Source organism: Reichenbachiella sp. (genome assembly GCF_965223055.1).
Lineage (GTDB): Bacteria > Bacteroidota > Bacteroidia > Cytophagales > Cyclobacteriaceae > Reichenbachiella.
Map to the genome: position 1 here is coordinate 1 of NZ_CBDCVM010000012.1, position 24,212 is coordinate 24,212.

The 24,212-nt window shown below is 42.0% G+C and carries 14 protein-coding genes and 2 rRNA genes; 12 read left to right on the top strand and 4 right to left on the bottom strand.

What is annotated here, in order from left to right; translation table 11 throughout:
* The 4 genes from ACOQO5_RS15240 to ACOQO5_RS15255 form a co-directional block, all read left to right on the top strand.
* Positions 1-2,790: ribosomal RNA gene (locus tag ACOQO5_RS15240) — 23S ribosomal RNA — on the top strand; the annotation flags it as partial.
* A 162-nt stretch (positions 2,791-2,952) separates the two neighbouring features.
* Positions 2,953-3,064, top strand: a 5S ribosomal RNA gene (gene rrf, locus ACOQO5_RS15245).
* 418 nt (positions 3,065-3,482) lie between these two features.
* The gene (locus ACOQO5_RS15250; protein ID WP_420582557.1) at positions 3,483-5,180 is read left to right on the top strand and encodes a 1-acyl-sn-glycerol-3-phosphate acyltransferase; all 1,698 of its coding nucleotides are present in this window, start codon (positions 3,483-3,485) and stop codon (positions 5,178-5,180) included.
* On the top strand, positions 5,158-6,213 hold the full coding sequence (locus ACOQO5_RS15255) for an NAD(P)H-dependent glycerol-3-phosphate dehydrogenase (protein WP_420582558.1): 1,056 nt from the start codon (positions 5,158-5,160) through the stop codon (positions 6,211-6,213). The genes ACOQO5_RS15250 and ACOQO5_RS15255 overlap by 23 nt, the downstream gene beginning before the upstream one ends.
* Here ACOQO5_RS15255 and ACOQO5_RS15260 read toward each other — a convergent pair.
* Together ACOQO5_RS15260 and ACOQO5_RS15265 are read right to left on the bottom strand one after the other, a co-directional pair.
* On the bottom strand, positions 6,206-7,444 hold the full coding sequence (locus ACOQO5_RS15260; protein WP_420582559.1) for a M48 family metallopeptidase: 1,239 nt from the start codon (positions 7,442-7,444) through the stop codon (positions 6,206-6,208). The two genes, ACOQO5_RS15255 and ACOQO5_RS15260, sit on opposite strands and share 8 nt — an antisense overlap.
* Before the next feature lie 37 nt (positions 7,445-7,481).
* A complete protein-coding gene (locus tag ACOQO5_RS15265) occupies positions 7,482-8,519 on the bottom strand; it encodes a type IX secretion system membrane protein PorP/SprF (protein ID WP_420582560.1) in 1,038 nt (345 codons plus the stop codon).
* A 199-nt stretch (positions 8,520-8,718) separates the two neighbouring features.
* Here ACOQO5_RS15265 and ACOQO5_RS15270 point away from each other — a divergent pair, with 199 nt between their 5' ends.
* The 6 genes from ACOQO5_RS15270 to ACOQO5_RS15295 all read left to right on the top strand — a co-directional run bounded on the left by ACOQO5_RS15270 (position 8,719) and on the right by ACOQO5_RS15295 (position 17,928).
* Entirely contained in the window at positions 8,719-13,947 is a 5,229-nt protein-coding gene (locus tag ACOQO5_RS15270) for a PKD domain-containing protein (protein ID WP_420582561.1), read from the top strand.
* 63 nt (positions 13,948-14,010) lie between these two features.
* Positions 14,011-14,367 carry a carboxypeptidase-like regulatory domain-containing protein gene (locus ACOQO5_RS15275; protein WP_420582562.1) on the top strand — a complete coding sequence of 119 codons (357 nt, stop codon included), beginning with the start codon at positions 14,011-14,013 and terminating at the stop codon, positions 14,365-14,367.
* A gap of 2 nt (positions 14,368-14,369) precedes the next feature.
* The gene (locus ACOQO5_RS15280) at positions 14,370-14,909 is read left to right on the top strand and encodes an NUDIX hydrolase (protein WP_420582563.1); all 540 of its coding nucleotides are present in this window, start codon (positions 14,370-14,372) and stop codon (positions 14,907-14,909) included.
* Positions 14,909-15,691, top strand: coding sequence for an ABC transporter substrate-binding protein (locus tag ACOQO5_RS15285; protein WP_420582564.1), 783 nt, complete (start codon positions 14,909-14,911; stop codon positions 15,689-15,691). Before ACOQO5_RS15280 ends, ACOQO5_RS15285 begins: the two co-directional genes overlap by 1 nt.
* 126 nt (positions 15,692-15,817) lie before the next feature.
* Entirely contained in the window at positions 15,818-16,915 is a 1,098-nt protein-coding gene (locus tag ACOQO5_RS15290) for a hypothetical protein (protein WP_420582565.1), read from the top strand.
* Positions 16,916-17,049: 134 nt separating this feature from the next.
* A complete protein-coding gene (locus ACOQO5_RS15295) occupies positions 17,050-17,928 on the top strand; it encodes an NmrA family NAD(P)-binding protein (protein ID WP_420582566.1) in 879 nt (292 codons plus the stop codon).
* Positions 17,929-18,002: 74 nt separating this feature from the next.
* On the opposite strand, the gene ACOQO5_RS15300 is transcribed toward ACOQO5_RS15295, so the two are convergent.
* Positions 18,003-18,908 carry an ATP-grasp domain-containing protein gene (locus tag ACOQO5_RS15300; protein ID WP_420582567.1) on the bottom strand — a complete coding sequence of 302 codons (906 nt, stop codon included), beginning with the start codon at positions 18,906-18,908 and terminating at the stop codon, positions 18,003-18,005.
* Positions 18,909-19,068: 160 nt separating this feature from the next.
* Here ACOQO5_RS15300 and ACOQO5_RS15305 point away from each other — a divergent pair, with 160 nt between their 5' ends.
* A complete protein-coding gene (locus ACOQO5_RS15305) occupies positions 19,069-19,665 on the top strand; it encodes a hypothetical protein (RefSeq protein WP_420582568.1) in 597 nt (198 codons plus the stop codon).
* 429 nt (positions 19,666-20,094) lie between these two features.
* On the top strand, positions 20,095-22,932 hold the full coding sequence (locus ACOQO5_RS15310; RefSeq protein WP_420582569.1) for a WD40/YVTN/BNR-like repeat-containing protein: 2,838 nt from the start codon (positions 20,095-20,097) through the stop codon (positions 22,930-22,932).
* Between the two features lie 25 nt (positions 22,933-22,957).
* Here ACOQO5_RS15310 and dinB read toward each other — a convergent pair whose 3' ends face one another.
* Positions 22,958-24,199 carry a DNA polymerase IV gene (gene dinB, locus ACOQO5_RS15315; protein ID WP_420582570.1) on the bottom strand — a complete coding sequence of 414 codons (1,242 nt, stop codon included), beginning with the start codon at positions 24,197-24,199 and terminating at the stop codon, positions 22,958-22,960.
* Between the last annotated feature and the right edge of the window lie 13 nt (positions 24,200-24,212).

Below are 24,212 nucleotides of genomic sequence, written 5' to 3' on the forward strand. Positions count from 1 at the left end.
ATGATTTGATCCGAAGATTTCCGAATGGGACAACCCAGCTAGTTGAAGACTAGTTATCCAGCAATGGAGGTTAACCCAGGGAACTGAAACATCTAAGTACCTGGAGGAAGAGAAAACAATAGTGATTCCGTAAGTAGTGGCGAACGAACGCGGATTAGCCCAAACCATAACTGTTACGGCAGTTGTGGGGTTGTAGGACTACGATATGGACTATGTAATTGAATTAGAATCAACTGGAAAGTTGAGCCGCAGAGGGTGAAAGCCCCGTATAAGTAAGCTTACATTACCTAGTAGTATCCTGAGTAGGGCGGAGCAGGTGAAACTCCGTTTGAATCTGCCGGCACCATCCGGTAAGGCTAAATACTCCTGAGAGACCGATAGTGAACCAGTACCGTGAGGGAAAGGTGAAAAGTACCTTGAATAAAGGGGTGAAATAGAACCTGAAACCGCACGCCTACAAGCGGTCGGAGGCACTTAGTGTGCTGACGGCGTGCCTTTTGCATAATGAGCCTACGAGTTACTCTTCACTAGCAAGGTTAAGTTATTAAGTGACGTAGCCGGAGCGAAAGCGAGTCTGAATAGGGCGCCATAGTTAGTGGAGGTAGACGCGAAACCCGGTGATCTACCCATGACCAGGTTGAAGTTGCGGTAACACGCAATGGAGGACCGAACCAGTTGACGTTGAAAAGTCTTTGGATGAGTTGTGGGTAGGGGTGAAAGGCCAATCAAACCGGGAAATAGCTCGTACTCCCCGAAATGCTTTTAGGAGCAGCGTGGAGGTTAAGTCTAACGGAGGTAGAGCTACCAATAGGACTAGGGGGAGTCAAATCCTACCAAATCCTGATGAACTCCGAATGCCGTTAGATATACTCTGCAGTGAGGGCATGGGTGCTAAGGTCCTTGTCCGAGAGGGAAAGAACCCAGATCTACAGCTAAGGTCCCAAAGTATATGTTAAGTTGAACTAAGGCGGTCCAGTTGCCGAGACAGCAAGGAGGTTGGCTTGGAAGCAGCCATTCCTTTAAAGAGTGCGTAACAGCTCACTTGTCGAGCGACAGGGCATCGATAATAATCGGGCATCAAACATATCACCGAAGCTTAGAATTGTAATTTATTACACTGGTAGGGGAGCATTCTATTCTGCGTTGAATGGATACTGTGAGGTATCCTGGAGCGTATAGAAAAGCAAATGTAGGCATAAGTAACGATAATGCGGGTGAGAAACCCGCACACCGATAGACTAAGGTTTCCACGGCAATGCTAATCAGCCGTGGGTTAGTCAGGACCTAAGGCGAACCCGAAAGGGGTAGTCGATGGACAATGGGTTAATATTCCCATACTACCATACTCAGTGATGGGGTGACGGAGTAGTGAAAGCGCTGCGTGCTGACGGAATAGCACGTTGAAGGGTGTAGGTATTGGCGATGTAGGTAAATCCGCATGGCTAGCTGAACCTGATAGTACAACAATCCTTCGGGAGCGTTGATATGCGCCTAATCAGACTTCCAAGAAAAACCTCTAAACTTATGTGTATGGTACCTGTACCGTAAACCGACACAGGTAGTCAAGGAGAGAATCCTGAGGTGCTCGAGTGATTCATGGCTAAGGAACTAGGCAAAATGGCCCTGTAACTTCGGGAGAAGGGGCGCCAGCTTCGGCTGGCCGCAGTGAAAAGGCCCAGGCGACTGTTTAACAAAAACACATGGCTTTGCGAAATCGAAAGATGATGTATAAGGCCTGACACCTGCCCGGTGCCGGAAGGTTAAGGGGGGGCGTTATTCCTTCGGGAAGAAGCGCTGAACTGAAGCCCCGGTAAACGGCGGCCGTAACTATAACGGTCCTAAGGTAGCGAAATTCCTTGTCGGGTAAGTTCCGACCTGCACGAATGGTGCAACGATCTGGGCACTGTCTCAGCCATGAGCTCGGTGAAATTGTAGTCGCGGTGAAGATGCCGCGTACCCGCAACGGGACGGAAAGACCCCATGAACCTTTACTATAGCTTCACATTGGTATTGGGTAAATGATGTGTAGGATAGCTGGGAGGCTTTGAAGCTGCGTCGCTAGGCGTGGTGGAGCCGTTGGTGAAATACCAGCCTTTATTTATCTGATGCCTAATCCCGCTCAGCGGGAGACATTGTGTGGTGGGTAGTTTGACTGGGGTGGTCGCCTCCAAAAGAGTAACGGAGGCTTTCAAAGGTACCCTCAGCACGTTTGGTAACCGTGCGTAGAGCGCAATAGCATAAGGGTGCTTGACTGTGAGGCCAACAAGCCGATCAGGTAGGAAACTAGGATATAGTGATCCGGTGGTTCCGTATGGAAGGGCCATCGCTCAAAGGATAAAAGGTACTCTGGGGATAACAGGCTGATCTCCCCCAAGAGCTCATATCGACGGGGAGGTTTGGCACCTCGATGTCGGCTCGTCACATCCTGGGGCTGGAGAAGGTCCCAAGGGTTGGGCTGTTCGCCCATTAAAGTGGCACGCGAGCTGGGTTCAGAACGTCGTGAGACAGTTCGGTCCCTATCTGTTGTGGGCGTAAGAAATTTGAGAGGCTCTGACTTTAGTACGAGAGGACCGAGTTGGACGAACCTCTGGTCTACCGGTTGTGGTGCCAACTGCACCGCCGGGTAGCTACGTTCGGTGAGGATAAGCGCTGAAAGCATCTAAGTGCGAAACCCTCCTCAAGATGAGATTTCTTTTAAAGGTCGTTATAGACGATGACGTTGATAGGCTACAGGTGTAAAGGCAGTAATGTCAAAGCTGAGTAGTACTAATTACCTGTAAACTTTCTATAACAGTGTTCTGCACGTTCTTTCTTTCACAATATTCATGTCAAGCAAGCGAAGCTTGCAGTACTGAGTAGTTAGTACTTAGTATTGAGACTTTAAAAAAATTAAATGAGTAGACAAAAGAGTCTAACATCTAGTTACTAAATACTAGATACTCATCAAGACTTTATGGTGATTATTGCGAGTGTGTCCACCTCTTCCCATTCCGAACAGAGCAGTTAAGCCACTCAGCGCCGATGGTACTACGGTAATACGCGGGAGAGTAGGTCGTCGCCAGTTTTTATCAAATAGGGATGTTGTTTCTACAGCATCCCTTTTTTTATGCATTCTTTTAGATACCACCGACGACCGGTTCCCCGGACGGCTACTCTACGTGTAGGGATAGTGTCCCGAGTGGAACAATCGTCGTCGCACTGAGCACCTAGGTATTTTCGAATAAACCTTGGTTATTCTATTAGTCAGAATTTTTTACACGCTTATTTTGAATACAAAAAGAGTAAATGAACCTTGTTAAAACGACAGACTCTAACAGTCTATTACAAAAGATCTATGATCATAAATCTGTCTATTGAATCTGACTTAGGAGAAGTGAAAAGACAAATATCATTCCTTGAATACCTCCATAAATCGCATATTATTCGTTAATTTGCCGGTTCTAAAGGGGTGGATGGAAGTTCATCCTTTTTAATTTAATTCTATGAAGCCATTGGTGATAAGGAGAAGGAATAAAAAGGCGAGATATAAACCCATTCTAAAGAGTACTCAGAATTGGCCGGTTATGCAAATGGCCAAGAAGAGAGATGAGTTTATTCAACTGGTTGTAGAGGAAAGCTTTGATAACATGATATCGCTTGGTCGCGGACGCACATTGCGTGAAGAGATTGAGATGACTGCATTTCGTGAGAAGCAAAGAGCAAGGAAGCATCCATGGAAAGTAGACCCGAAAGATGACTTTGAGTTTTGGGACGGAGTTCAACAACGTGTAGTTAAATTGGATGGTACCCCAAAAAAGGAACAAGAGGTTCATCTAAAAGAAATATTAAGAGAAATTATCAATCGCTATGGTAATGAAATAGCGGGTAATTTCAATCCTTCCCATTATCATGTGGCGCGAACTTTGGTGACCCTAGGTTTTGGCCGTCTGCTGAACGCTGCGCGTGTCAAAGGGCCATGGTCTTTGTTCAGTAACCAACTTGATCTGGACGATAAAATTCATATCAAAGGGCATGTGGATGAATTGAGAAAACTAGCCAAATTGGGTACGGTGGTTATGGTGCCGACCCATTTTAGTAATATCGATTCGGTTCTCATAGGCTGGATTATACAATTTCTCGGATTGCCTCCTTTCATTTATGGTGCAGGATTGAACCTATTCAATCTGAAAGTATTTGCTTACTTTATGAATAGTGTAGGTGCTTATAAAGTGGACCGTCGTAAGAAGAATTCAATATACTTGGAATGCCTCAAGTCCTATTCGACCATAGCACTAAGGGAAGGGTGCCATAGTTTGTTTTTCCCAGGAGGAACCAGATCTAGAAGTGGTAAAATTGAAAAGGCTTTGAAGCTCGGTTTATTAGGCACAACTATTGAAGCTCAGAGACAAATTTTCCAATTCGAAGAAAACCCTGAGGAAAAGAAAATTTTCATTGTACCAGTTACATTGAATTATCATTTCGTGCTAGAAGCTCCTAGCTTGATCAATGACTATTTGAAAAGCAAAGGTCAGGAACGTTACTATGAGGAAAATGATGAGTTCACTACTTCATTTAAGATTTCTAAATTCCTAATGAAATTCTTTACCCGAGGCTCGGATATTTCTGTGAGTATAGGAAACGCTCTCGATGTACTAGGTAATGAAGTTGATATCAACGGGAAAAGTCTTGACAAACATGGTAATGAAATTGATCTGAAAGATTATTTCAAATCTAATGGAGAGATAACCGAAGATGCGCAAAGAGAACAGGAATACAATCGAATTCTCGGTAAAAAAATAGTCAAGGAATTTCATAGGCATAACCGAGTGTTTTCTAGCCATTTGGTTGCTTTTACTGCTTTCAGAATGCTAGGAAGAAAGCATGAAGCATTAGATTTATACGGTTTGCTAAGACTATCTGATGACGAATTGGTTATTCCATACGAAGATTTCAAAGCGGGATTATCCAACCTACTGGATGCTTTAAAGGCCATGAGAGATGCAGGCGAAGTAGGTTTGGCTGATCATTTGAATAGAGAAAAAGATGAGATCATCCAGCATGGAATCAAGAATTTAGGAATGTATCATGCACAACCTCCATTGGGATTATCCAAACAAGGTGATGTGGTGATCCAAAACATGAATTTGCTGTATTATTACCACAATAGGCTAGACGGCTATGAGCTCGAACAATACCTCTGAAAAAATAGTAGGTGTAATCGGAGCAGGTAGTTTCGGGACTGCAATCGCTAATATGTTAGCAGAGAAAAGCCCTGTGTTGCTTTATGTTCGTGATAAAGAAAAAGCAGAAAAAATTTCTAAGTCAAGAAGTATTGGTTCACATACATTGTCTGATAAAATTGAAATAACCAATGATATTTCAACTGTAGGCCAACGTTGTGAAATAATTTTCCCTATTGTACCTTCTGCCAATTTTAGACAAATGATAAGGGATTTGTCTCCTTTCTTGAAACCTTATCATATATTGATTCATGGCACCAAGGGACTCGATTTAACTCTAAAGGAAGGTGAAGAGATCTCAAAAAAGAACCCTCTCTCAAGAAAGCATGTAAAAACCATGAGTGAAGTAATACTGGAAGAAACTTCAGTTTTACGCGTAGGTTGTTTGGCAGGTCCAAATTTGGCCAAAGAGATAGAAGAGAAACAGCCAGCAGCTACTGTTGTAGCCAGTCATTTTGAAGAAGTGATAGACCAAGGTCAAAAACTACTGAAAAATGATAGATTCCTGGTATATGGTAGCAGCGACCTCATCGGGATAGAGTTGTGCGGGGTACTCAAGAACATTATTGCCATTGGTACTGGAATGATCAGTGGCATGGGACTTGGAGAGAACTCCAGAGCCATGCTTATCAGCCGTGGAATGGTAGAGATGGTCTACATCGGAAATGCTTTAGGGGGCAATACAAAAGCTTTTTTGGGTCTTGCGGGTGTTGGAGATTTAGTGGCTACCTGTAGTTCAAAATTAAGCCGAAATTTTACTGTAGGTTATCGGTTGGCCAAAGGTGAATCACTGGATGATATTATTCAATCAATGGAAGAAGTAGCGGAAGGAGTGAATACTATCAAAATCATCGATCGACTAGCTGAAAGTTACAATATTCGTGTTCCTATTACCGAGACGCTCCACAACATTATCGAAGGAGAAATGAGTGTTCAGGAGGCCTATACGTACTTCATGAAGTTTCCTTTTAGATCTGAAATAGATTTTATTTAATCGCCTGCATCGCTCTAATCCTTTTGAGAAGGCTTGGGTGCGAATAATTCATAAATTCATACCAAGGATGTGGCGTCAAATTCCCTAAACTATCAGATGTGAGTTTCTTCAAGGCAGTGATCAGTGGTTCTTTTTTATAAGTGTTTACTGCATAGGCATCCGCTTCATATTCGTTTTTTCTGCTAAATAAATTCATAAACACTCCTATGATCGTTGAAATGGGAGAGAAAAGAATCGCAAAGGCAAAAACATTCAGATGCAGAGCAGTGACGTTGCCCCCAAGCGCCCATGAGATTTCGCTGCTAAATATAAACTTAGAAAGCAACCACAGCATAAAGCCAGTTTGCAAAATGCTAAGAAGCATAGACCAGACAATGTGCTTTTTCTTAAAATGACCTACTTCATGAGCTAACACACCTACAAGTTCTTCTTTAGTGTGCTTTTCTACTAACGTATCGTATAGAACTACTTTTTTCTTTTTGCCTAAACCGGAAAAAAAGGCATTGCCTTTTGAAGAACGCTTAGACCCATCTATTACAAAAATATTATTCAAAGGGAAGTCTACGGTATGACTATAGTCAGTAATGGCTGTTTTGAGATCACCGTCTTCTAATGGGCTCAGTTTATTGAACATCGGAATGATCAGTGAGGTATAAAACATATTGATGAAAATCATAAATATGCTGATGATAACCCAGAAGTATATCCAGAAATTTTCCTCAAAAAACATCACTGAAACAATGAAAAGGGATGCGATAATTCCTCCAAAAATCAATGTCAAAACATAGCCTTTGATTTTATCAAGAATATAAGTCTTGGCTGTCATCTTGTTGAATTCATATTTTTCCTCGATTACGAAAGTTCCGTAAAGATCGAATGGGATGCCTATGATATCGGATGCAAAATAGACTACGCCAAAGAAATACAAAGATGTCAAAGGCTCAACAGGAGCCATTCCTCTCAAATATTCATCCAGCCAACCAAACCCTCCCCACCAAAGAACAAACAACATGAGCACAAAACTGAAAGAAGAACTGATTATGGAAAACCGAAACACTTCTGCCTGGTAGGCTTGGGATTTTTGATACTTTTCTTCATCATAAATACCGTCTAATTCATCCGGAATGGGCTGCTTTCTACTTTTATTATTCAGTATGCCTAATACCTTATTAAGTAAAAAATCGAAAGTTAAAATCCCAATAAGGAGGTAGAGAATTGTTTGGTAATCCATGCGCTTTGTTTTGCGCAAATCTAAGGATTTTGAGGAATTAGAAAATCATTGGGAGCGGGCACTTCAGTTCCCTTACTGAACGTGATGGTTTTCGAGGGTCTCCCCACTTGAAACTATAAATCAATGAAACCTCGTGTGCTCCCCCACTCTGGATCCCTAGGTTGGATAAGGTATAGTCAAAGCTATAACCTAGGGTAAATTTCTTTTGAGTCACGCCAAACATGAATATTAATGACTCATTATTAGACCCACCTCCTTCAGGACTTTTGAGAGGTATTCCCCTATACCATAGGCCAAATATTACAGGATCCCAGGTGAAATACAGACCTAAATCCAGTTGGTTGAATTCTCCTTGAGCTCGATAGTTGAAAGTAGGTGATAAGCTTCTTTTTGCACCGGATACTGTCTCTCCTTTGGAATACCCTGTATTCAAAGGAAACATATATCCTCCATGAATAGATAGCTTTTGAGGCAATGGACTTTCATCACCTAAGAAAGATTGATTAGGTTCACGTATATGATGCATAGACACTCCGATCCAGGCTCGGGCAGAATATACCACACCGCCTAAGGCTATATCGAAATAGTTCACCTTCCAGTCTGTATTGAATTGTTCTGCACTTGGGTTTCCAGTCACTCCGTTGTTGTCCAACTGATCTCCAAAAACCAATTTATTGAAGTTTACATTTCGAGAGGTGTATGAAACTTGAAATGCAGGTCTAAAAACCCATTTGTAATTCACATTGACCTGATAGGCATATTGTAGCGCGATTTCATTTGATTGAAGACCAACTAACCCTTCTTTGTCATTGACAAATAAAAGACCAACGCTACTGTTCTTTTCATCAAAATTATTGTCTACATAGACGGAGAAGGTTTCGAAGTTGGCATCTATCGACGGCCATTGATTTCTATAGTTGAGTCCCGCGCGGCCCTCTTGTGTGATTCCAGCGAGAGCTGGATTCAGATACAACGGCGCTGAGTAATACTGCGAAAACTGAGGGTCTTGAGCCCAGGCCTTGTTAGTATTAAGCAGTGAAGCTATTATTAGTAAGACTAATGAAATTCTTTGCATCTGTTTGTTTAAATCAGGCCTATGCCTTTAAATAGAATCGTTGCAAAATATAAAATATTGTCCCAAATGAGAAATCAATTATTTTTTGTTGGGTTATATGCATTGAAATATATTTTGTCATCGTTAGTATTAGTAATTGAGTTATTTTTAGCCCTTGATTACCATACTCCTAATATAATTAAAAAGGACAGTTAAAGATTTGAGAACCCTTATCGAAACGATTAACGTGGTGAAACGAAATAGCATCCCATTGTGGGTTGTGTTTTTGTCGTTCATTTCTTCCAACACATTACTTCAAGCACAAAACTATTCAGAATATAATTGGTTGTTCGGTAATTCTACCTCTACCATCACATTCAACAAGTCCGATGCAAGGGCACAGCTCGATACTTTGCAGTTCGTTCCTTATGGTACAGGAGGGGGCATGGTCATCTCTGATCCCGTTACGGGCAATCTTTTATTTTATTCTGATGGAGAGAACGTTTACGACGCAAACCATGATTTAGTGCCAAATGGTGGCGGATTAGGGGGAGATGCGAGTATCAACCGGTCAGCTGCTGTGATGCCTATGCCTTATACTGATGGAGAGTATTACATTTTTACAAACCCTGGAGGTTCAGGCCCAGAAATTTTATACACAGTGGCAGATAGAAACCTAGTAGGAAATGCTGCCGGTGGAGAACCTCCGCTAGGAGATGTAGACGGGGCAAGAAAGAATATTGGGACTGGGTTGACCAATCCCTCTGAAGCGATGATAGTTATTCAAAGAAATATTGACAATTATTGGGTCATAACAAACGATAGAACAACTTTCGACTTTCAAGTACTTGAAATCAACAATGGGGTTATAGGTGCTATCCAGACATTTGACTTGAACGACGTTTCTGCGCCTGATTTTGAAGCTGCATCATTCGCATATGACGCTAATAATTCAGTATTGGCAGTAGCGCCAAAAGACGCCAATCGAAATGTGACCTTATATGATTTTGATCTTGTAACGGGTGCACTTACTCTGAATGCAGCCATACTAAATACAGGTAATGCTGATTCTGGTACTGAGGCCGTGTATGACATCGAATGGTCAGCTAGTGGAAATAATCTATACATATCAAGATATGGCGGTGCTGGAGCGGTTGCAGATCTATATCAATTCAATATGGATGACCCTCTCAATACCGTAAATTCTATCCTCTTTCAACCAGTATTTAGAAGTTATGGAGTGCAAAGAGGGCCGGACAACAATATCTACCACTTGTATCAACAGACAAGTGCCACAGCGATCGAATTAGGAGTCATTTTAGAAGCTGATAGTATTTATAATGTGGATAGCGTATTCTTCAATGTAGGTTATGATAGTCTAGCTTTCACTCCATCTGGTATCAGCGGCACTCAATTCCCACATTTTGCAGCGCCACATTTTGAGGCATTTGATTCTGTAGGATTTTCATATCTCGATACTTGTGCGCTAAGGACGACCAAATTCTTCTCTAATGTAGAACCACCAGCGCAAAGCTATACTTGGGATATGGGAGACGGATTTTCGACTAACGCCATTAACCCTGTGCATACTTTTCAGGCTGCAGGCAGCTATCCCGTTTCTCTCACTGTAGAAATAAATGGAGTCATAGAAACGTACACACGCTCAATAACTGTTGTAGACAATGATTTGCAAATAGATTTAGGGATGGATACCGTGAGATGCATCGGAGAAATATTCACTTATGACGCAGGGCCAGGAGGAGAGTGGTATTATTGGAATACTGGTGAATTCACACAGTCTATCAATGTAGATACCACAGGGTTGTTTTCTGTGGCAGTAAAAAGTGCCGCGACCGGCTGCATTAATTACGACTATGTAAAAGTAGATACTTACGAAGACACGAACATCTTCAGAAATCAGTGGTACTTCGGTGAAAATGCCGGAATTGATTTTAATCCGCCGATGACTACGGCCATTACAGATGCTAATTTGATGAGCTCCGCTCAAGGAGCGTCCTCTGTTTCGGACTTGAATGGTGATGTATTGTTTTATACCAATGGAGAAACCATTTGGAATAAAAATCATCGAATAATGGACAATGGAGATAATATTGGTGGAGATCCTAATTCTAGTCAGGGAGTGATGATAGTCCCATTACCTCAAGACAGTTCTATTTATTATGTCTTTACTACCGATCCCGTCTATGGAGATTTTACTTATGACATGAAGTATGCCGTAGTAGATATGCGGCAGGATACCGCTCAAGGAGAAGTGATTGTTAAGGATGTTTCTCTTTTCACCAATAGCACAGAAAGGATAGCTGCTTTTGGTTTAGGTCAAGGTTTTACTTGGTTGGTTACTCATGAATTCGGGAATAATCAATTCAGGTCCTATCCCATTACACCAAATGGAATAGGAGCCCCCATTACTTCTTCAGCGGGTAGTGTCATGCGATTTGATGAGGAGAGAACAGGTCGGGCTCAAATGAAATATGCGGCCGCCGGTGGTGTGATAGCCGTAGCTTTCCAGGATGAAACCGAAAATTTTGTTGAACTATTCAGTGTAGCAGATAGCACCGGACAAATTACTGGTATAGCCAAGATAGATATTGAAGAAGCAGCACCTGCCCAGGTGTACGGGATTGAATTTTCATCCAGTTTACAAAGGTTGTATGTCAGTACCAATGGAGGTTCAGGCTCAACACTTCTCCAATATGATTTGGACAGTTTAAATGCGCCTACCGCCAAGGCGGATATAGAAGCATCAAAATTCACATTAGGTACAAGTGCCCTGCAATACGGTGCTCTACAGACAGGTGCAGATGGAATTATTTACTTAGCAGTGGATGGGCAAACATCTGTTGGGCAGATAAATAGTCCCAACAGTGATGACGCAGCGGCCTCATTCAATGAAAGTGGATTCGATCTAATGGGGAGAACCAGTAGACTGGGGCTTCCTAATTTTGTGCAAGAGCTTCCGCTGAGTACGCAAAATCCTGGGATCTCCTATACGAACCCTTGTTTAGGTCTTGAAACACAATTTAGTGGTACCGGTACTTCCATCATCGATGAGTTTTTCTGGTCTTTTGATGATGGTACTTCGGCAGCTGTTCAAGATACCACCCATATCTATAACCTATCAGGCACTTACAATGTAACGCTACAAGTGACCAACAGATGTGGGCTAGACACAACTTTTTTGGAGCCTGTAGATATCTTTCCGATTCCTGCCGAGCCAACCCTGCTCGATGCTGCGGCACTTTGTAATGGGCCATTGACTTTGGAAGCGTGGCCAGTAGATACTGCTGACTTTTCATATACATGGTCCACAGGAGAAACAACGCGTACCATCGAAGTTGATTCACCTGCATTGATTTCTGTTTTCATAACAAATTCTGATGGTTGTCAATCTGATCCAAGGGAGTCATTCATAGATGATACAAGACCAGAAGTGGACCTTGGAGCAGATCAAACAATTTGTCAGGATGTTGCTTTTGCTGACCTGGATGCTTTGAATCCAGGCTCTACCTATCTATGGACGCTTAATGGATCGGCGAATGGAAATGTACTGCGGACACAAGAAGTAGATACTTCCGTGCCGGGCGTATATGTCTTCGAAGTCACTGTTGAGGACATCTTGAATTGTGTCACAACAGATGATGTGGCATTTACTATAGTAAATAATCCTGAGTTTACAACCATAGGCGGAACTACTACCGGATGCGGAAACAATGATGGAACAATTGATATAGATGTAACAGAAACTGGAAGTTTCAATTACACCGTAACTGGCCCTTCTCCCATTGGTACAACACCAGTCGCTGGTCCCTCGTTGATTACTACGCCTAATACACTCAACCCAGGAGGATATTCGATAGCAGTAACCAACACACTTACCGGATGTACATTAAGTCAAGTAGCTACTGTGGATGATGCAGGTGCTGGGTTTACAATAGACAACTATGTGCCTACACCAGATTGTCCGGGAGATGGTATGCTTGCCATTGAACTTAATGCGGCAATAGCAAGTGTAACTTATGAATTATTTGATGAATTTGGTTCGTTAGCGGTTGGTGCAGGCGCTTCCCCATCACCGGCACCAACATTTTCAATCAATAATCTGGATTCAGGCACTTATTCAATCACAGTAGTCGAACAAATAAGTGGCAATGACTGTACGCAATCTTTTGACAATATATTATTACCAGGTAGCCCGTTAGCAGAATATGCTACCACTCCTCAGAATGTATGTGGAACTGAAGGCGAAATTAGTATCTATCCAACCACGGTTGATCCAGCTATTACCTATACCTGGAGTGGGCCAGGAATTGTAGGTTCTTCATTAGGCGAGACGATTACTGTATCTGCAGGTGGAAACTATTCAGTCACTTCTTCAGGAGCGGGCTATTGTGAGGTTACCGAGACTGTAAACGTTGTTCAGAGTCCGGCTCCAATTGTTGAGATTTTAGAAGAAGGCGCTGAATGCGAAAGTTCTCTGATTTTATTTGCCAATGTTACCAATGGATTGGTCGGAAATGGGGGATATCAGTGGGACAATGGAGCCAATGGATCTAGAAGGGGAATTACATCTTCGGGGACATACGATGTGTTGGTATTGGATCAGGGCACAGGCTGTACCGGTACGACCACGCGTGATGTAAACGTATTTAGTGAATTGACGGTTTTTGCGGCAGCTTCTCCAAATTGCGATAATAATGAAGAAGTATTTGTGACAGCATATTCAAATATTACTGAAGATGTTACATTTACTTGGACCGGCCCTACAGGTGAAATTTTAGAAAATCAAAGTGCCGAGATCTCCGTTGGCGAAAGTGGTACTTATTCCATTCATGTGGCTTCTGACCTTAGTACTTGTGAAGCAGACGCCTCCTTAAACCTGATGGTTGTTCCGATTACCGAGGATCAATTATTATTAGGCGATCGAGAAATGATTTGTAGTGAGGACCCAGACCCAGCTAACAATTCAGTGGATTTGGATCCTGGACAGTTTAGTACCTATGAATGGACCCTCATCAATGATGACGTATTGATATCGACCGACCGAATATTAAATACTAATGAAGGAGGTGTATATGAAGTAACTCTGAGCAATGGTTTTACTTGTATTCGAGATAATGTTGAGGTGATTGACGATTGTCTACCAAAAGTTCATGCTCCAAACGCATTTACACCTGACACTTCACCGGGATTCAATGATGAGTTTTTTGTCTATCCCAATCCATATGTAGACAACTTTGAAATCAAAATCTACTCTCGCTGGGGAGAGTTGGTATACCAATCTGAAGATATAGCCTTCAGGTGGGATGGTACCTACCGTGGTAAAATTCTAAAAATAGATAGTTACATCTATGTCATGCGATTTACCAGTTCTTTAATGCCTGAATTAGGTGAAATAGAGCAGCGTGGAGGAGTGGCCATACTCAGATAAAAATTGACAATAGCTTTTCGGCACGATAAATGATAAATTGTAATTAGAACAATTATATAAAAGATGAAAAAGTATTTGATTATTACTTTCTTGACTGTTTTTGCTGTGTCAGCTTATGCCTATACGGATTTGCATCTATTACCCACTTCATTGAAAGTTCTTGTCCTAGATGAGTTAGGAAATCCTGTGAAAGGGGCTGAGGTTTCTTTATTTAATTCAGAGGAAGATTACCGCGCAGGTGAAAACCTACTGGTAAAAAAGACCACAGACGAAGATGGGGAAGTAGTATTTAAAAAGTTAGAAGTAACAAGCTACTTCATTCATGCAGACTTCGATGGTAAAACAAATGTAGGAGGCGGTGTACAAACAGAAAAATTAGTAGAAGGCCGAATTAATAAAGTCAATACAGTAGTACAATAATTATGAATCGAGAATGGCTTAGGTCTGAGATAGAAAAGTATCATACTCCCTATAAGGAAGAGGAAAAATACAAAGGCAGGTTTTTGGACCTGCTTTTTTTTGATAACTGCTTTGAACGTTCCTTGCTTTCAGGCCATATCACGGCTTCCGCTTGGGTGCTGACATCAGACTTTAATCAAGTGGCCTTATTACATCATAAAAAACTGGATCGATGGCTCCAACCAGGAGGGCATGCCGACGGCGACGAAAATGTGAAACGTGTGGCTTTAAAGGAATTGCAAGAAGAGACCGGAATTACAGACGTCAGCCTTATTGGTGATTCTTTTTTTGATATTGATATTCATAGTATACCACAAAGGAAGGATGTGCCTGAACATGATCACTATGATATCAGATTTGCTTTCATCGCCAACAAACCCGAACAACTGAAGAAAAATGAGGAATCAAACGAAGTGGCTTGGATAGCCATAGATGAATTGGAACAGCATGTTGGAAACGACACTTCTGTTTTGAGGATGAAAGAAAAAACCCTGAAGCTTTAATGCAAATCACCGACGATCTCAACCGAACGATTTCCATAAAAAATCCTCCTCAAAGGATCATTTCATTAGTTCCCTCTTTAACAGAATTACTCTTTGATCTGGGATTGCAGGAAAGAATAGTCGGAGTCACTAAATTTTGTATACATCCTACCCATGCTCAGCGAGTAGCTACGAAAATTGGAGGCACCAAAAAATTTCACTTTGATCAAATTGAAGAGCTGAAGCCGGACTTGATCATCGCCAACAAAGAAGAAAACTACGAAGAAGGGATTGAGCAATTATGTGAGGATTATGTGGTTTATATATCAGATATTTTCGATCTGAAAGATGCACTAAAGACCATTCAAAATATTGGCCTGATGACTGACAGTGTTTCTCAATCGAAACACATCGTGGAAAAAATTCAACAAGGATTTGAAAATGTAAAAGATAAACTGGAGGGCCAAGTGCTTTATCTCATTTGGCAGCATCCGGTCATGGTAGCAGCGTCCCAAAATTTCATCGATTTTCTATTGCAATGGTTAGGTTTGGAAAATACTGTGGGTGACATGAAACGATATCCCGAGCTGAGTGAAGGTCAGTTGAAAAACCTTACGCCTGATTATGTTTTTCTATCCTCAGAGCCTTACCCTTTCAAGGAAAAACACATTCAAAAATATCAAGACCTTTTTCCAGACGCCGAGGTCCTTCTCGTAGATGGCGAAATGTTTAGCTGGTATGGAAGTCGCCTGGTTCATTCACCGAAATATTTTATGAGTTTACCCGTTTCCAGACGTCGTTAGTCGATTCTCCATATTTTTTTTGATTCACCGTGTGGGGGTAAAATTTCTTTTGGTTTCCCTGAGTGTATAAAAAACACAAAGGATATGAACTCATATAAAAGCAACTCAAAATTAATATTATTACTCATGATGCTATTAGTAGCATTCGAATCTCAAGGTCAAGATACAAACGAGAATCAATCAACGGTCAAAGAAAGACCCTTTCAAATTTCACTTGTGCCAGGGTTTGGTACCAGTAAGGGTCCAAAAGAAGGATACACCAATCAGTTTTCATTAAACATTTTTGTAGGATACGAACATAGCTTAGATGGAGCTGAATTTGGTGGTTTTTACAACATCAACAAAGCCAATGTAGCAGGTGCTCAATTCGCAGGCTTCGGTAACACGGTTGGAGGCAACGTAAGAGGTGCTCAGTTCGCCGGATTCCTGAATACGGTAAATGGAAAGGTGAGAGGAGTACAATCAGCAGGTTTTCTCAATGTAAGTGTAGAAGAAGTGCAAGGCGGTCAGTTGGCAGGATTCATGAACTTGTCTGACAGTATTAAGGGCGTTCAGGCGGCAGGTCTTATGAATGTCAGTAAAAAAAGCGCTGATGGTGTGCAATTGGCTGGACTTGGCAACTGGTCCCGCGACCTGGAAGGTGTTCAAGTGGCTGGTTTGGTCAATAGAGCCAAGCATGTGAGAGGAACGCAAATTGGGCTGATCAATATCGCAGATACAGTCGAGCGAGGAGTGACGGTAGGTTTGATCAACATTGTCAAAAAAGGCAAACTTCAATTTGCATTGGAGCACAATGAGGTGATCGATTTCAATATTGCGTTTCGTTCTGGAACTAACCGACTCTACAGTGTGCTGTTCGTGGGTTCTCAAGCCAAAAAAGACGATTACTTATGGACGTATGGCGGTGGTTTTGGTACAGAGTTCAAACTGAAGAAGAACTGGAATTCAAGTGTTGAACTCACCACACAGAGCATCAACCCCAAAGACGATCACTATGAAGAGATCAATCTGCTGAACAGACTCAGCTGGAACTTCGGCTATCAATTTTCCAATCATCTGGCTTTCTCTGCCGGTCCGGTACTCAACATTTATGTCACCGAGGTCTATGATCAAGAATCCGGTCGATATGGCAACGACATAGATATGGGTACATTCTACAACGAAACATTTTCTGGAACCAATGTCAAAATGTGGGTAGGCTATAATGTTTCCATCAAGTTTTAAGACAAGGGTAAGATTTTAGGTTTATGGATTGTAACCAATGGCGCTAAGGTGCCATTGGTTTTTTCAATGAATTATTCCATAAGAATTGCAAAAGGGGGCTAAAGCCCCTTTTTTAGTGTATGACAAATCTTGGGATGAAAAAAATTCTTATCACAGGTGCTACAGGAAATATTGGATCAGAAGTAATTCGATACCTGGGTGCATTAACTACTGATGCTGAAATTATTGCTGGAGTGAGGGATATAGAAAGGGCAAGCCTCAAGCTGGATCAATTACCCAATCTGACTTTTAGGGTCTTTGATATGGAGGACGCTAATTCTTTTAAATCTGGATTTCAGGAGATAGACATACTCTTTCTATTGAGGCCGCCACACATTTCGGATGTTGATAAGTATTTTAAGCCGCTACTAGCTTCTGCCAAAACCAGCGGTATCCAACGCATAGTATTTCTATCCGTACAGGGCGCGGAGCGAAGCAAAGTCATCCCGCACAATAAAATAGAAAGACTGATTCGTGACTTTGGTTTTGCATACATTATGGTTCGTCCAAGCTATTTCATGCAGAATCTAACTACTACCCTGCGGCCCGAAATATTAGAGAGCAGAACAATTACATTGCCCTCTGCCAATGCGAAATTCAACTGGATAGATGTACAAAATATCGGAGAAGCTGTGGCTCATTTTATACAGTCTTTCGATCAATATATAAATAAATCATACGAAATCACAGGGCTTGAAAATAAAGGCTTTCCAGAGGTAGTTGACCTGATGAATGATGTATTGGACATTGACTTAAAATTCAATAGTTTGAACCCCATATCATTCTATTTCAAGAAGAAGAAAGAAGGTATTTCTTCTGGCTTTGCCCTTGTAATGACCCTGCTTCATTTTTTGCCCAGAGTACAAAGCGAACCAAACGTTTCAAATACCTACCAGGAACTCACAGGCAAAACACCAACGTCAATAAAAGCATTTATAGAAAGAGAGAAGGATAAGTTTTTTATAAATCGGTGACTTTATTGCGATTAAAGCCCATCAGAATAGTCAAATTATAGATTCTTAAAAAATGCTGAAGTAGTCTTAGGGGATCAGAACCACCGCTTCACTACACCCTCTACACAAGCCTCAGCTGATCCTTTTTTATTTCTAAACCAAAGCTCTGGTTCGATCAGTTCTAGTTCGGAAACACAGAGATCTCCTTCATTGTCCCAAATGAAATCCACGCGGGCTTGCAGTGGTATAGGATCACAGACAGACACCACATGTTCGGCAAAGGCAATTTCTTCTGGAGAAGGTTCGTAGGCGTGTACCGTACCTCCAAAATCATCCTGTACACGGAAGTCACCAGCCTTGGCCTTTTTGAGTACCGCATGGGAGTACTTTCCATCAAATACCATCAAAGTCAATTCTCCTTTCTCTACTACATTGTGCTGAAACTCCTGCAATAACATGGCTTCGTTTTGTATCAGTTCGCTAAAGGTGTCAGACACTTCCTTTAGTTTTTCATCTGTGAGTTTGTACGTGTGTCTACCACCGCCCGAGATGGCTGGCTTCAAGATGGGATTTGTCCAGCCAGAGCTTTGTGCAATTTCTTCAAGTGAGCGACTGTCTCCCTGAGGTATGAAAACCGTCGGAGGAATCTTAATGCCACGAGCCTCCAAATCTTTCAGGTAGTGCTTGTCTACATTCCATTGGATGGTATCATAATCATTGATTAAGTGAGTTTGGTCTTTCACACGATCCAGCCAGGCCTGAAATTGCTCAAACTTACCGTCGTCGTAAATGTCCCAAGTCGTACGGATAATAGCACACTTAGTAGAAGTCCAGTCAAAATCCGGATTGTCCCAATTGGTCTTGAATACTTTCAGTTCTTTTTGTTTAAAAGCATCAAAAAGCAACCGATCTTCTAGGACCACATTGTCAGCATACTGATCTGGTGGATTGTCAACTGTAAATCTGGAGTCTGTGAGTAAAACAATGTCGTATAGAGCCATGCTATTTTTTGATGCCAAAATAGTAAAAATCTACGCACAGATGTTGTCGTCCATGAAATATTCGAGAACTTTGATAGTTATAAACATGCATAGGAATATAAGAAGATAAAATATTCATATTTTTGCATCTTAAAACAACACAATCGTAATACACCGTATCATGCAGCTATCGATATTCAGAAAAAACATCTTATCCTTTGTCCTTGTTTTGGTCGTGACTGGAGCCGTACAGGGTCAGCAAAATATTCAGGAGCAATTTGATCAGTTTTATGCCAATGAAACGTCGTCCTGGCAGGAGTACAAATTGGTAAAAATGCCAAAGCTCAAGAACTTTTGGAAAGTGGTGGCTGACACCATCAAAGTAAAAGAAGGAAAAATCGCTGCTGCTCGTGAAGAAGTAAAGTCTCTGGAAGGACAATTGACCGCCGTCAATCAAGAATTAACGCAAACACAAGCTTCTCTGGCAGCCAGTGAAGAACTCAATGATTCTATTGCCTTCATTGGGATCAACATGAGCAAGTCGGCCTACAACACTTTTGTTTGGCTCATTATCCTGATACTTATTGTGGGAATTGCAGGCTTGTACCTGATCTATTTGAGAAACAATAAAATCACCCGAGAAGCCAGAAAGATGTTGGCTAAAGTGGAAGAGGAGTACACCGCTCATCAGGAACGAGCGCGGGAGAATCAAACCAAACTAAAAAGAGAATTGCAGACGGCATTGAATACTTTGCAAGAGCACAGAATTAAAATTTAATTCTGAAAGATCATTCACCAGTGTAAGCCTCATTCGTAATCGGATGAGGCTTTTTTGTTTTGTACCTCGAGAAGTCTACTGATATTGATTTGGCCTTGAATTAATTCCGTATAGAAATTCAGGCCATGAAAATTAATATGAAATCCTTGTTTGAGCGCAGCGAGTTTGGATTTCAGAACGTGAACAGTCTGAATTTTAGGGATTTATTCAAAGCCTTGGGTTTTTTGCTTCGTTTTTGGGCTAAGCCAAAAATGAAGAGTTACTCTGTTTTGAGATTTAAATAAAATGTGCTCATTATTTCCACAAGCCCCATTTAAAAAGTACAAATTCTGGCTTTAATATTTCTTAAGAGCAACCAAAACATTTCTCTAGGAGGGTACGAATATTATACCTAAATTTCTACCTGTTCCAAACCGAAAAATGAAACCCATGATCAGATCAATAGCCCTATTTATTCTTTGCATTCTTTCCACTCAGATTCTGGCCCAGCAGGCCACTTCAGCTACGGATAGAATGAATAACCAAACTATGAAAAAGGAAATGTTAAAACGCTCCTTGCTCAAGGACATTCCTTTTCGCAATGTGGGGCCAACCATAATGAGCGGGCGAGTGACTGATTTGGCCGTCAACCCGAAAAACCCTTTGCACTTTTATGTGGCTTATGCTTCAGGTGGACTTTGGGAATCCAAAAATGGAGGGGTGAGTTACGAGCCATTATTTGATGATCAGATGGTGATGTCTATTGGGGATATTGCAGTAAACTGGAAGACCAACACTATTTATGTCGGCACCGGAGAAAATAACTCCAGCCGATCCAGTTATTCAGGTATGGGTATTTTCAAATCTACCAACAATGGCAAGACCTGGACACACCTGGGACTGACCGACACGCAGCATATCGGTAGAATCGTCCTACATCCTACCAATGATCAAATTTTGTGGGTAGCGGCCTTGGGTCATTTGTATTCTGACAATGAAGAGCGTGGCGTTTACAAGTCCAACAATGGTGGTCGTTCGTGGACTAAAACACTTTTTGTAGATAATCAAACGGGCGCCATCGATTTGATGGTTGACCCTTCTAATCCGAACATTTTATATGCTTCGATGTGGCAGCGCGATCGCAAGGCCTGGAATTTTGATGGTTCTGGCATAGGAAGTGGAATTTACAAATCATCCGATGGTGGTCAGCACTGGGAAAAGATGGGTGGTGGCAATTCGGGGTTTCCTGACACAGAAGGTACTGGGAGAATTGGCTTAGCCATTTATCCCAAGAATCCTAAGGTGCTTTATGCCATTTTAGATAATCAAGAAAGAAGACCAGAGGAAAAAGAAGACCCACTAACTGAAGGCCTGACCAAAGGTCAAATCAAGGCTATGGATAAGGCCACTTTTTTGGCACTCGATGATTCGCTACTCAATGACTATCTTAAGGATAACGGGTTTCCAGAAAAGTATGATTTTGCGGAGGTGAAACGTGTGGTGAAGTCGGGAGAAGCCAGACCTGCCGAGGTGGCCACCTATTTCGACGATGCCAATGCACAACTATTCAACATACCGGTTATAGGAATGGAACTGTATCGGTCCGATGATTCAGGGGCTACCTGGAAGAAAGCACATGCGGACTTTATTGACAATATGTTCTACTCCTATGGTTATTATTTTGGTGAGGTTAGGGTATCCGCTACTAACCCAGATCAGGTGTATGCTTTAGGTGTGCCGATTATCAAATCTGAGGATGGGGGCAAAACCTGGAAGGACATCGGAGGGGATAATCAGCACGGTGATCATCAGGCTTTATATGTCGATCCATCAGGTTCAGGCTACTTGATTAGTGGAAATGATGGCGGAGTAAATATCTCCTACGACGATGGTAAAACTTGGACGAAGAGCAACCCACATGCTGTCGGGCAGTTTTATGATATCAATTTTGATATGGATGAGCCTTACAATATTTATGGAGGCTTGCAAGACAATGGTGTATGGTGGGGGCCTAGCGACTATGAATTTTCAACTGGTTGGCAGATGTCTGGCAAGTACCCATGGCAAATGCTGATGTGGGGCGACGGCATGCAGACAGAAGTAGATACGAGAGACAACAATACGGTGTATACCGGTTATCAATTTGGACATTATTATAGAATAGATAAAACGGCTGGGGAAGAAAAGAAAATCACCCCGATGCACGACTTAGGACAAAAGCCCTATCGCTGGAATTGGGAAGCACCAATCCATCTGTCCAGACACAATCAGGATGTGGTGTATATGGGATCGAATAGACTGCACAAATCCACCAATCAAGGGGATGACTTTGAGAAACCGACCAAAGACCTGACCAAAGGTCCAAAAGAAGGAAATGTGAGTTATGGAACGTTGACGACCATTGCGGAATCCCCGGTGAAAGAAGGCCTGATTTACATTGGGACAGACGATGGCGTAGTGCAAGTATCGAAAGACGGTGGTGATACCTGGACGATAATCGATCCGAATCTTACGAAAGACTATTGGGTGAGTAGTATTGCTCCTTCTAAGTTCAAGGAAGGCCGCGTGTACCTCACCTTGAATGGTTATCGAAATGATGACTTCAACCCACTAGTATATGTATCCGAAAACTATGGAAAGCTTTGGCGCGACTTGGGCACTTCACTCCCAAAAGAAGCGGTAAATGTAATCGCTGAAGATCCGGCAAAAGAGGAGGTGCTTTATGTGGGCACAGATCATGGAGCTTATGCCTCTATTGATCGTGGAAGTACTTTCATGCCGTTGGCTGGTGGTTTGCCCAATGTGGCGGTACATGATTTGGCAGTGCACCCAAGAGAAAATGAATTGATTGTAGGTACACATGGAAGGTCGGTGTATGTAGGTAAGGTAAAGGCCATCCAAAGCCTTGCTGAATTGGGAAAGAAGGAAGCTTTCAAAATACTGTCTGTTGAGGAGATGACTTTTGATGACGACTGGGGGAGAAGAATGTATGACAATCAGTGGTTTGATTATAATGAACCCGCTTGCGAGTTGGTGATCTACAGTAAGTCATCGAGTAAGGCCCAATTCAAAGTAATGGATGGAGAGCGTACTATGTATGTGACCAATATTGACCTCAACGCAGGACTCAATTTTCATACTTACGACCTGTCTCGATCAGGGGATGCTGCAGAAGATGGAACACCTCCCGCCAAGAATGGAAAAGTCTATTTAGAAGCAGGAGAGTATACCATACAATTCAGCTTCGATGGAAAAATCGTGAACGAAAAATTGGCGGTGAAAGAGTAATATCTATTGCTCATGCAGATCCTTCTTATGATCTTCTATTAGGCAGCAATAGCGGGGCATCTCCGTTGAAGGGGTTGGTTCTGCTGATAGTTTTGGCGTCCATGCCTGATGCCCTCATGATCTTTCGGTCTCCATGTTTCTCTCTGAGAAAATCCATGGCTTGATATAAGCTGATTTGAGTCTCATCGTCTTCGAATAGATTGATCTGATGTGCCCCTCCTACCAAATGGCTCATTCTGACCCCAATGAGTCGGACTAATAGCCTTCTTTGATATAGTCTTTTGAATTGCTCAAGGACTTGCGGAATGATAATATGATCGGTGGATGAATAAGGTATTCTTTTTTGTAGGGTGTAGGTATTAAAATCTGAATAACGAATTTTGACAGTGATACAGCCAGTCAATTTATTGCCACGCCGAAGCTGAAAGGCTAAATTTTCGGCCATAGCGGTAATGATGCTTTTGAGCTTGTTTACATCGATGGTGTCTTTGTCGAATGTTCTTTCTGTGGAAATGGATTTTCTTTCATGATAGGGTATGATGGGACTATTATCTATGCCATTGGCTTTTTTCCACATGGCGGTACCATTTTTGCCAAATACACTGTGGATGAGTTCAAGAGGCATTTCCTGAAGAGTCTGTATTTTTTTGATGCCAAGATTTCTCAAGGTTTGGTAGGTTTTAGTGCCAACCATTGGGATTTTTTTAACGGATAGTGGTGCTAGAAAATGTTTTTCTCTTCCACTGTCGATTTGTATTTGATTGTTGGGTTTGGCTTCACCTGTTGCGATTTTAGAGACTGTTTTATTGGCCGATAGACCAAAAGATATAGGAAGCCCGGTTTCATGTATGATACGTTGTCGCAATTCGCTGGCTAGCTTGAGACAACCAAAAAATTGGTCCATGCCAGTAAGGTCAACATAAAATTCGTCAATGGATGATTTTTCGAAAAGAGGCACGCTGTCTTTAATGATTTCGGTAATGGCATTGGAGTGTTTGGAGTAGGTCATGCTATTGCCTTTGATGATAATGGCTTCAGGGCAGAGTTGACGTGCCATTTTCATGGGCATGGCAGAATGAACACCAAAGGCTCTGGCTTCGTAGCTACATGCGGCCACTACTCCGCGGTCTGAGGTGCCTCCTATCAAAATGGGCTTGCCTATGAGCCGACTGTCTATCAATCGCTCACAGGAGACAAAGAATGTATCCAGGTCCATATGAACGATAGATCTGTTGATGTCGGGAGTAATGCTACTATTTGTCTTCAATGCAGTTATTAAT

Bases quoted from the DNA above. Each gene is read 5' to 3' on its own strand.
- ACOQO5_RS15285 (WP_420582564.1), top strand. From the start codon at position 14,909: ATGCAAATCACCGACGATCTCAACCGAACGATTTCCATAAAAAATCCT.
- ACOQO5_RS15265 (WP_420582560.1), bottom strand. From the start codon at position 8,519: ATGCAAAGAATTTCATTAGTCTTACTAATAATAGCTTCACTGCTTAAT.
- ACOQO5_RS15250 (WP_420582557.1), top strand. From the start codon at position 3,483: ATGAAGCCATTGGTGATAAGGAGAAGGAATAAAAAGGCGAGATATAAA.
- ACOQO5_RS15280 (WP_420582563.1), top strand. From the start codon at position 14,370: ATGAATCGAGAATGGCTTAGGTCTGAGATAGAAAAGTATCATACTCCC.
- ACOQO5_RS15310 (WP_420582569.1), top strand. From the start codon at position 20,095: ATGATCAGATCAATAGCCCTATTTATTCTTTGCATTCTTTCCACTCAG.
- ACOQO5_RS15295 (WP_420582566.1), top strand. From the start codon at position 17,050: ATGAAAAAAATTCTTATCACAGGTGCTACAGGAAATATTGGATCAGAA.
- ACOQO5_RS15300 (WP_420582567.1), bottom strand. From the start codon at position 18,908: ATGGCTCTATACGACATTGTTTTACTCACAGACTCCAGATTTACAGTT.
- ACOQO5_RS15255 (WP_420582558.1), top strand. From the start codon at position 5,158: ATGAGCTCGAACAATACCTCTGAAAAAATAGTAGGTGTAATCGGAGCA.
- ACOQO5_RS15290 (WP_420582565.1), top strand. From the start codon at position 15,818: ATGATGCTATTAGTAGCATTCGAATCTCAAGGTCAAGATACAAACGAG.
- ACOQO5_RS15305 (WP_420582568.1), top strand. From the start codon at position 19,069: ATGCAGCTATCGATATTCAGAAAAAACATCTTATCCTTTGTCCTTGTT.
- ACOQO5_RS15260 (WP_420582559.1), bottom strand. From the start codon at position 7,444: ATGGATTACCAAACAATTCTCTACCTCCTTATTGGGATTTTAACTTTC.
- ACOQO5_RS15275 (WP_420582562.1), top strand. From the start codon at position 14,011: ATGAAAAAGTATTTGATTATTACTTTCTTGACTGTTTTTGCTGTGTCA.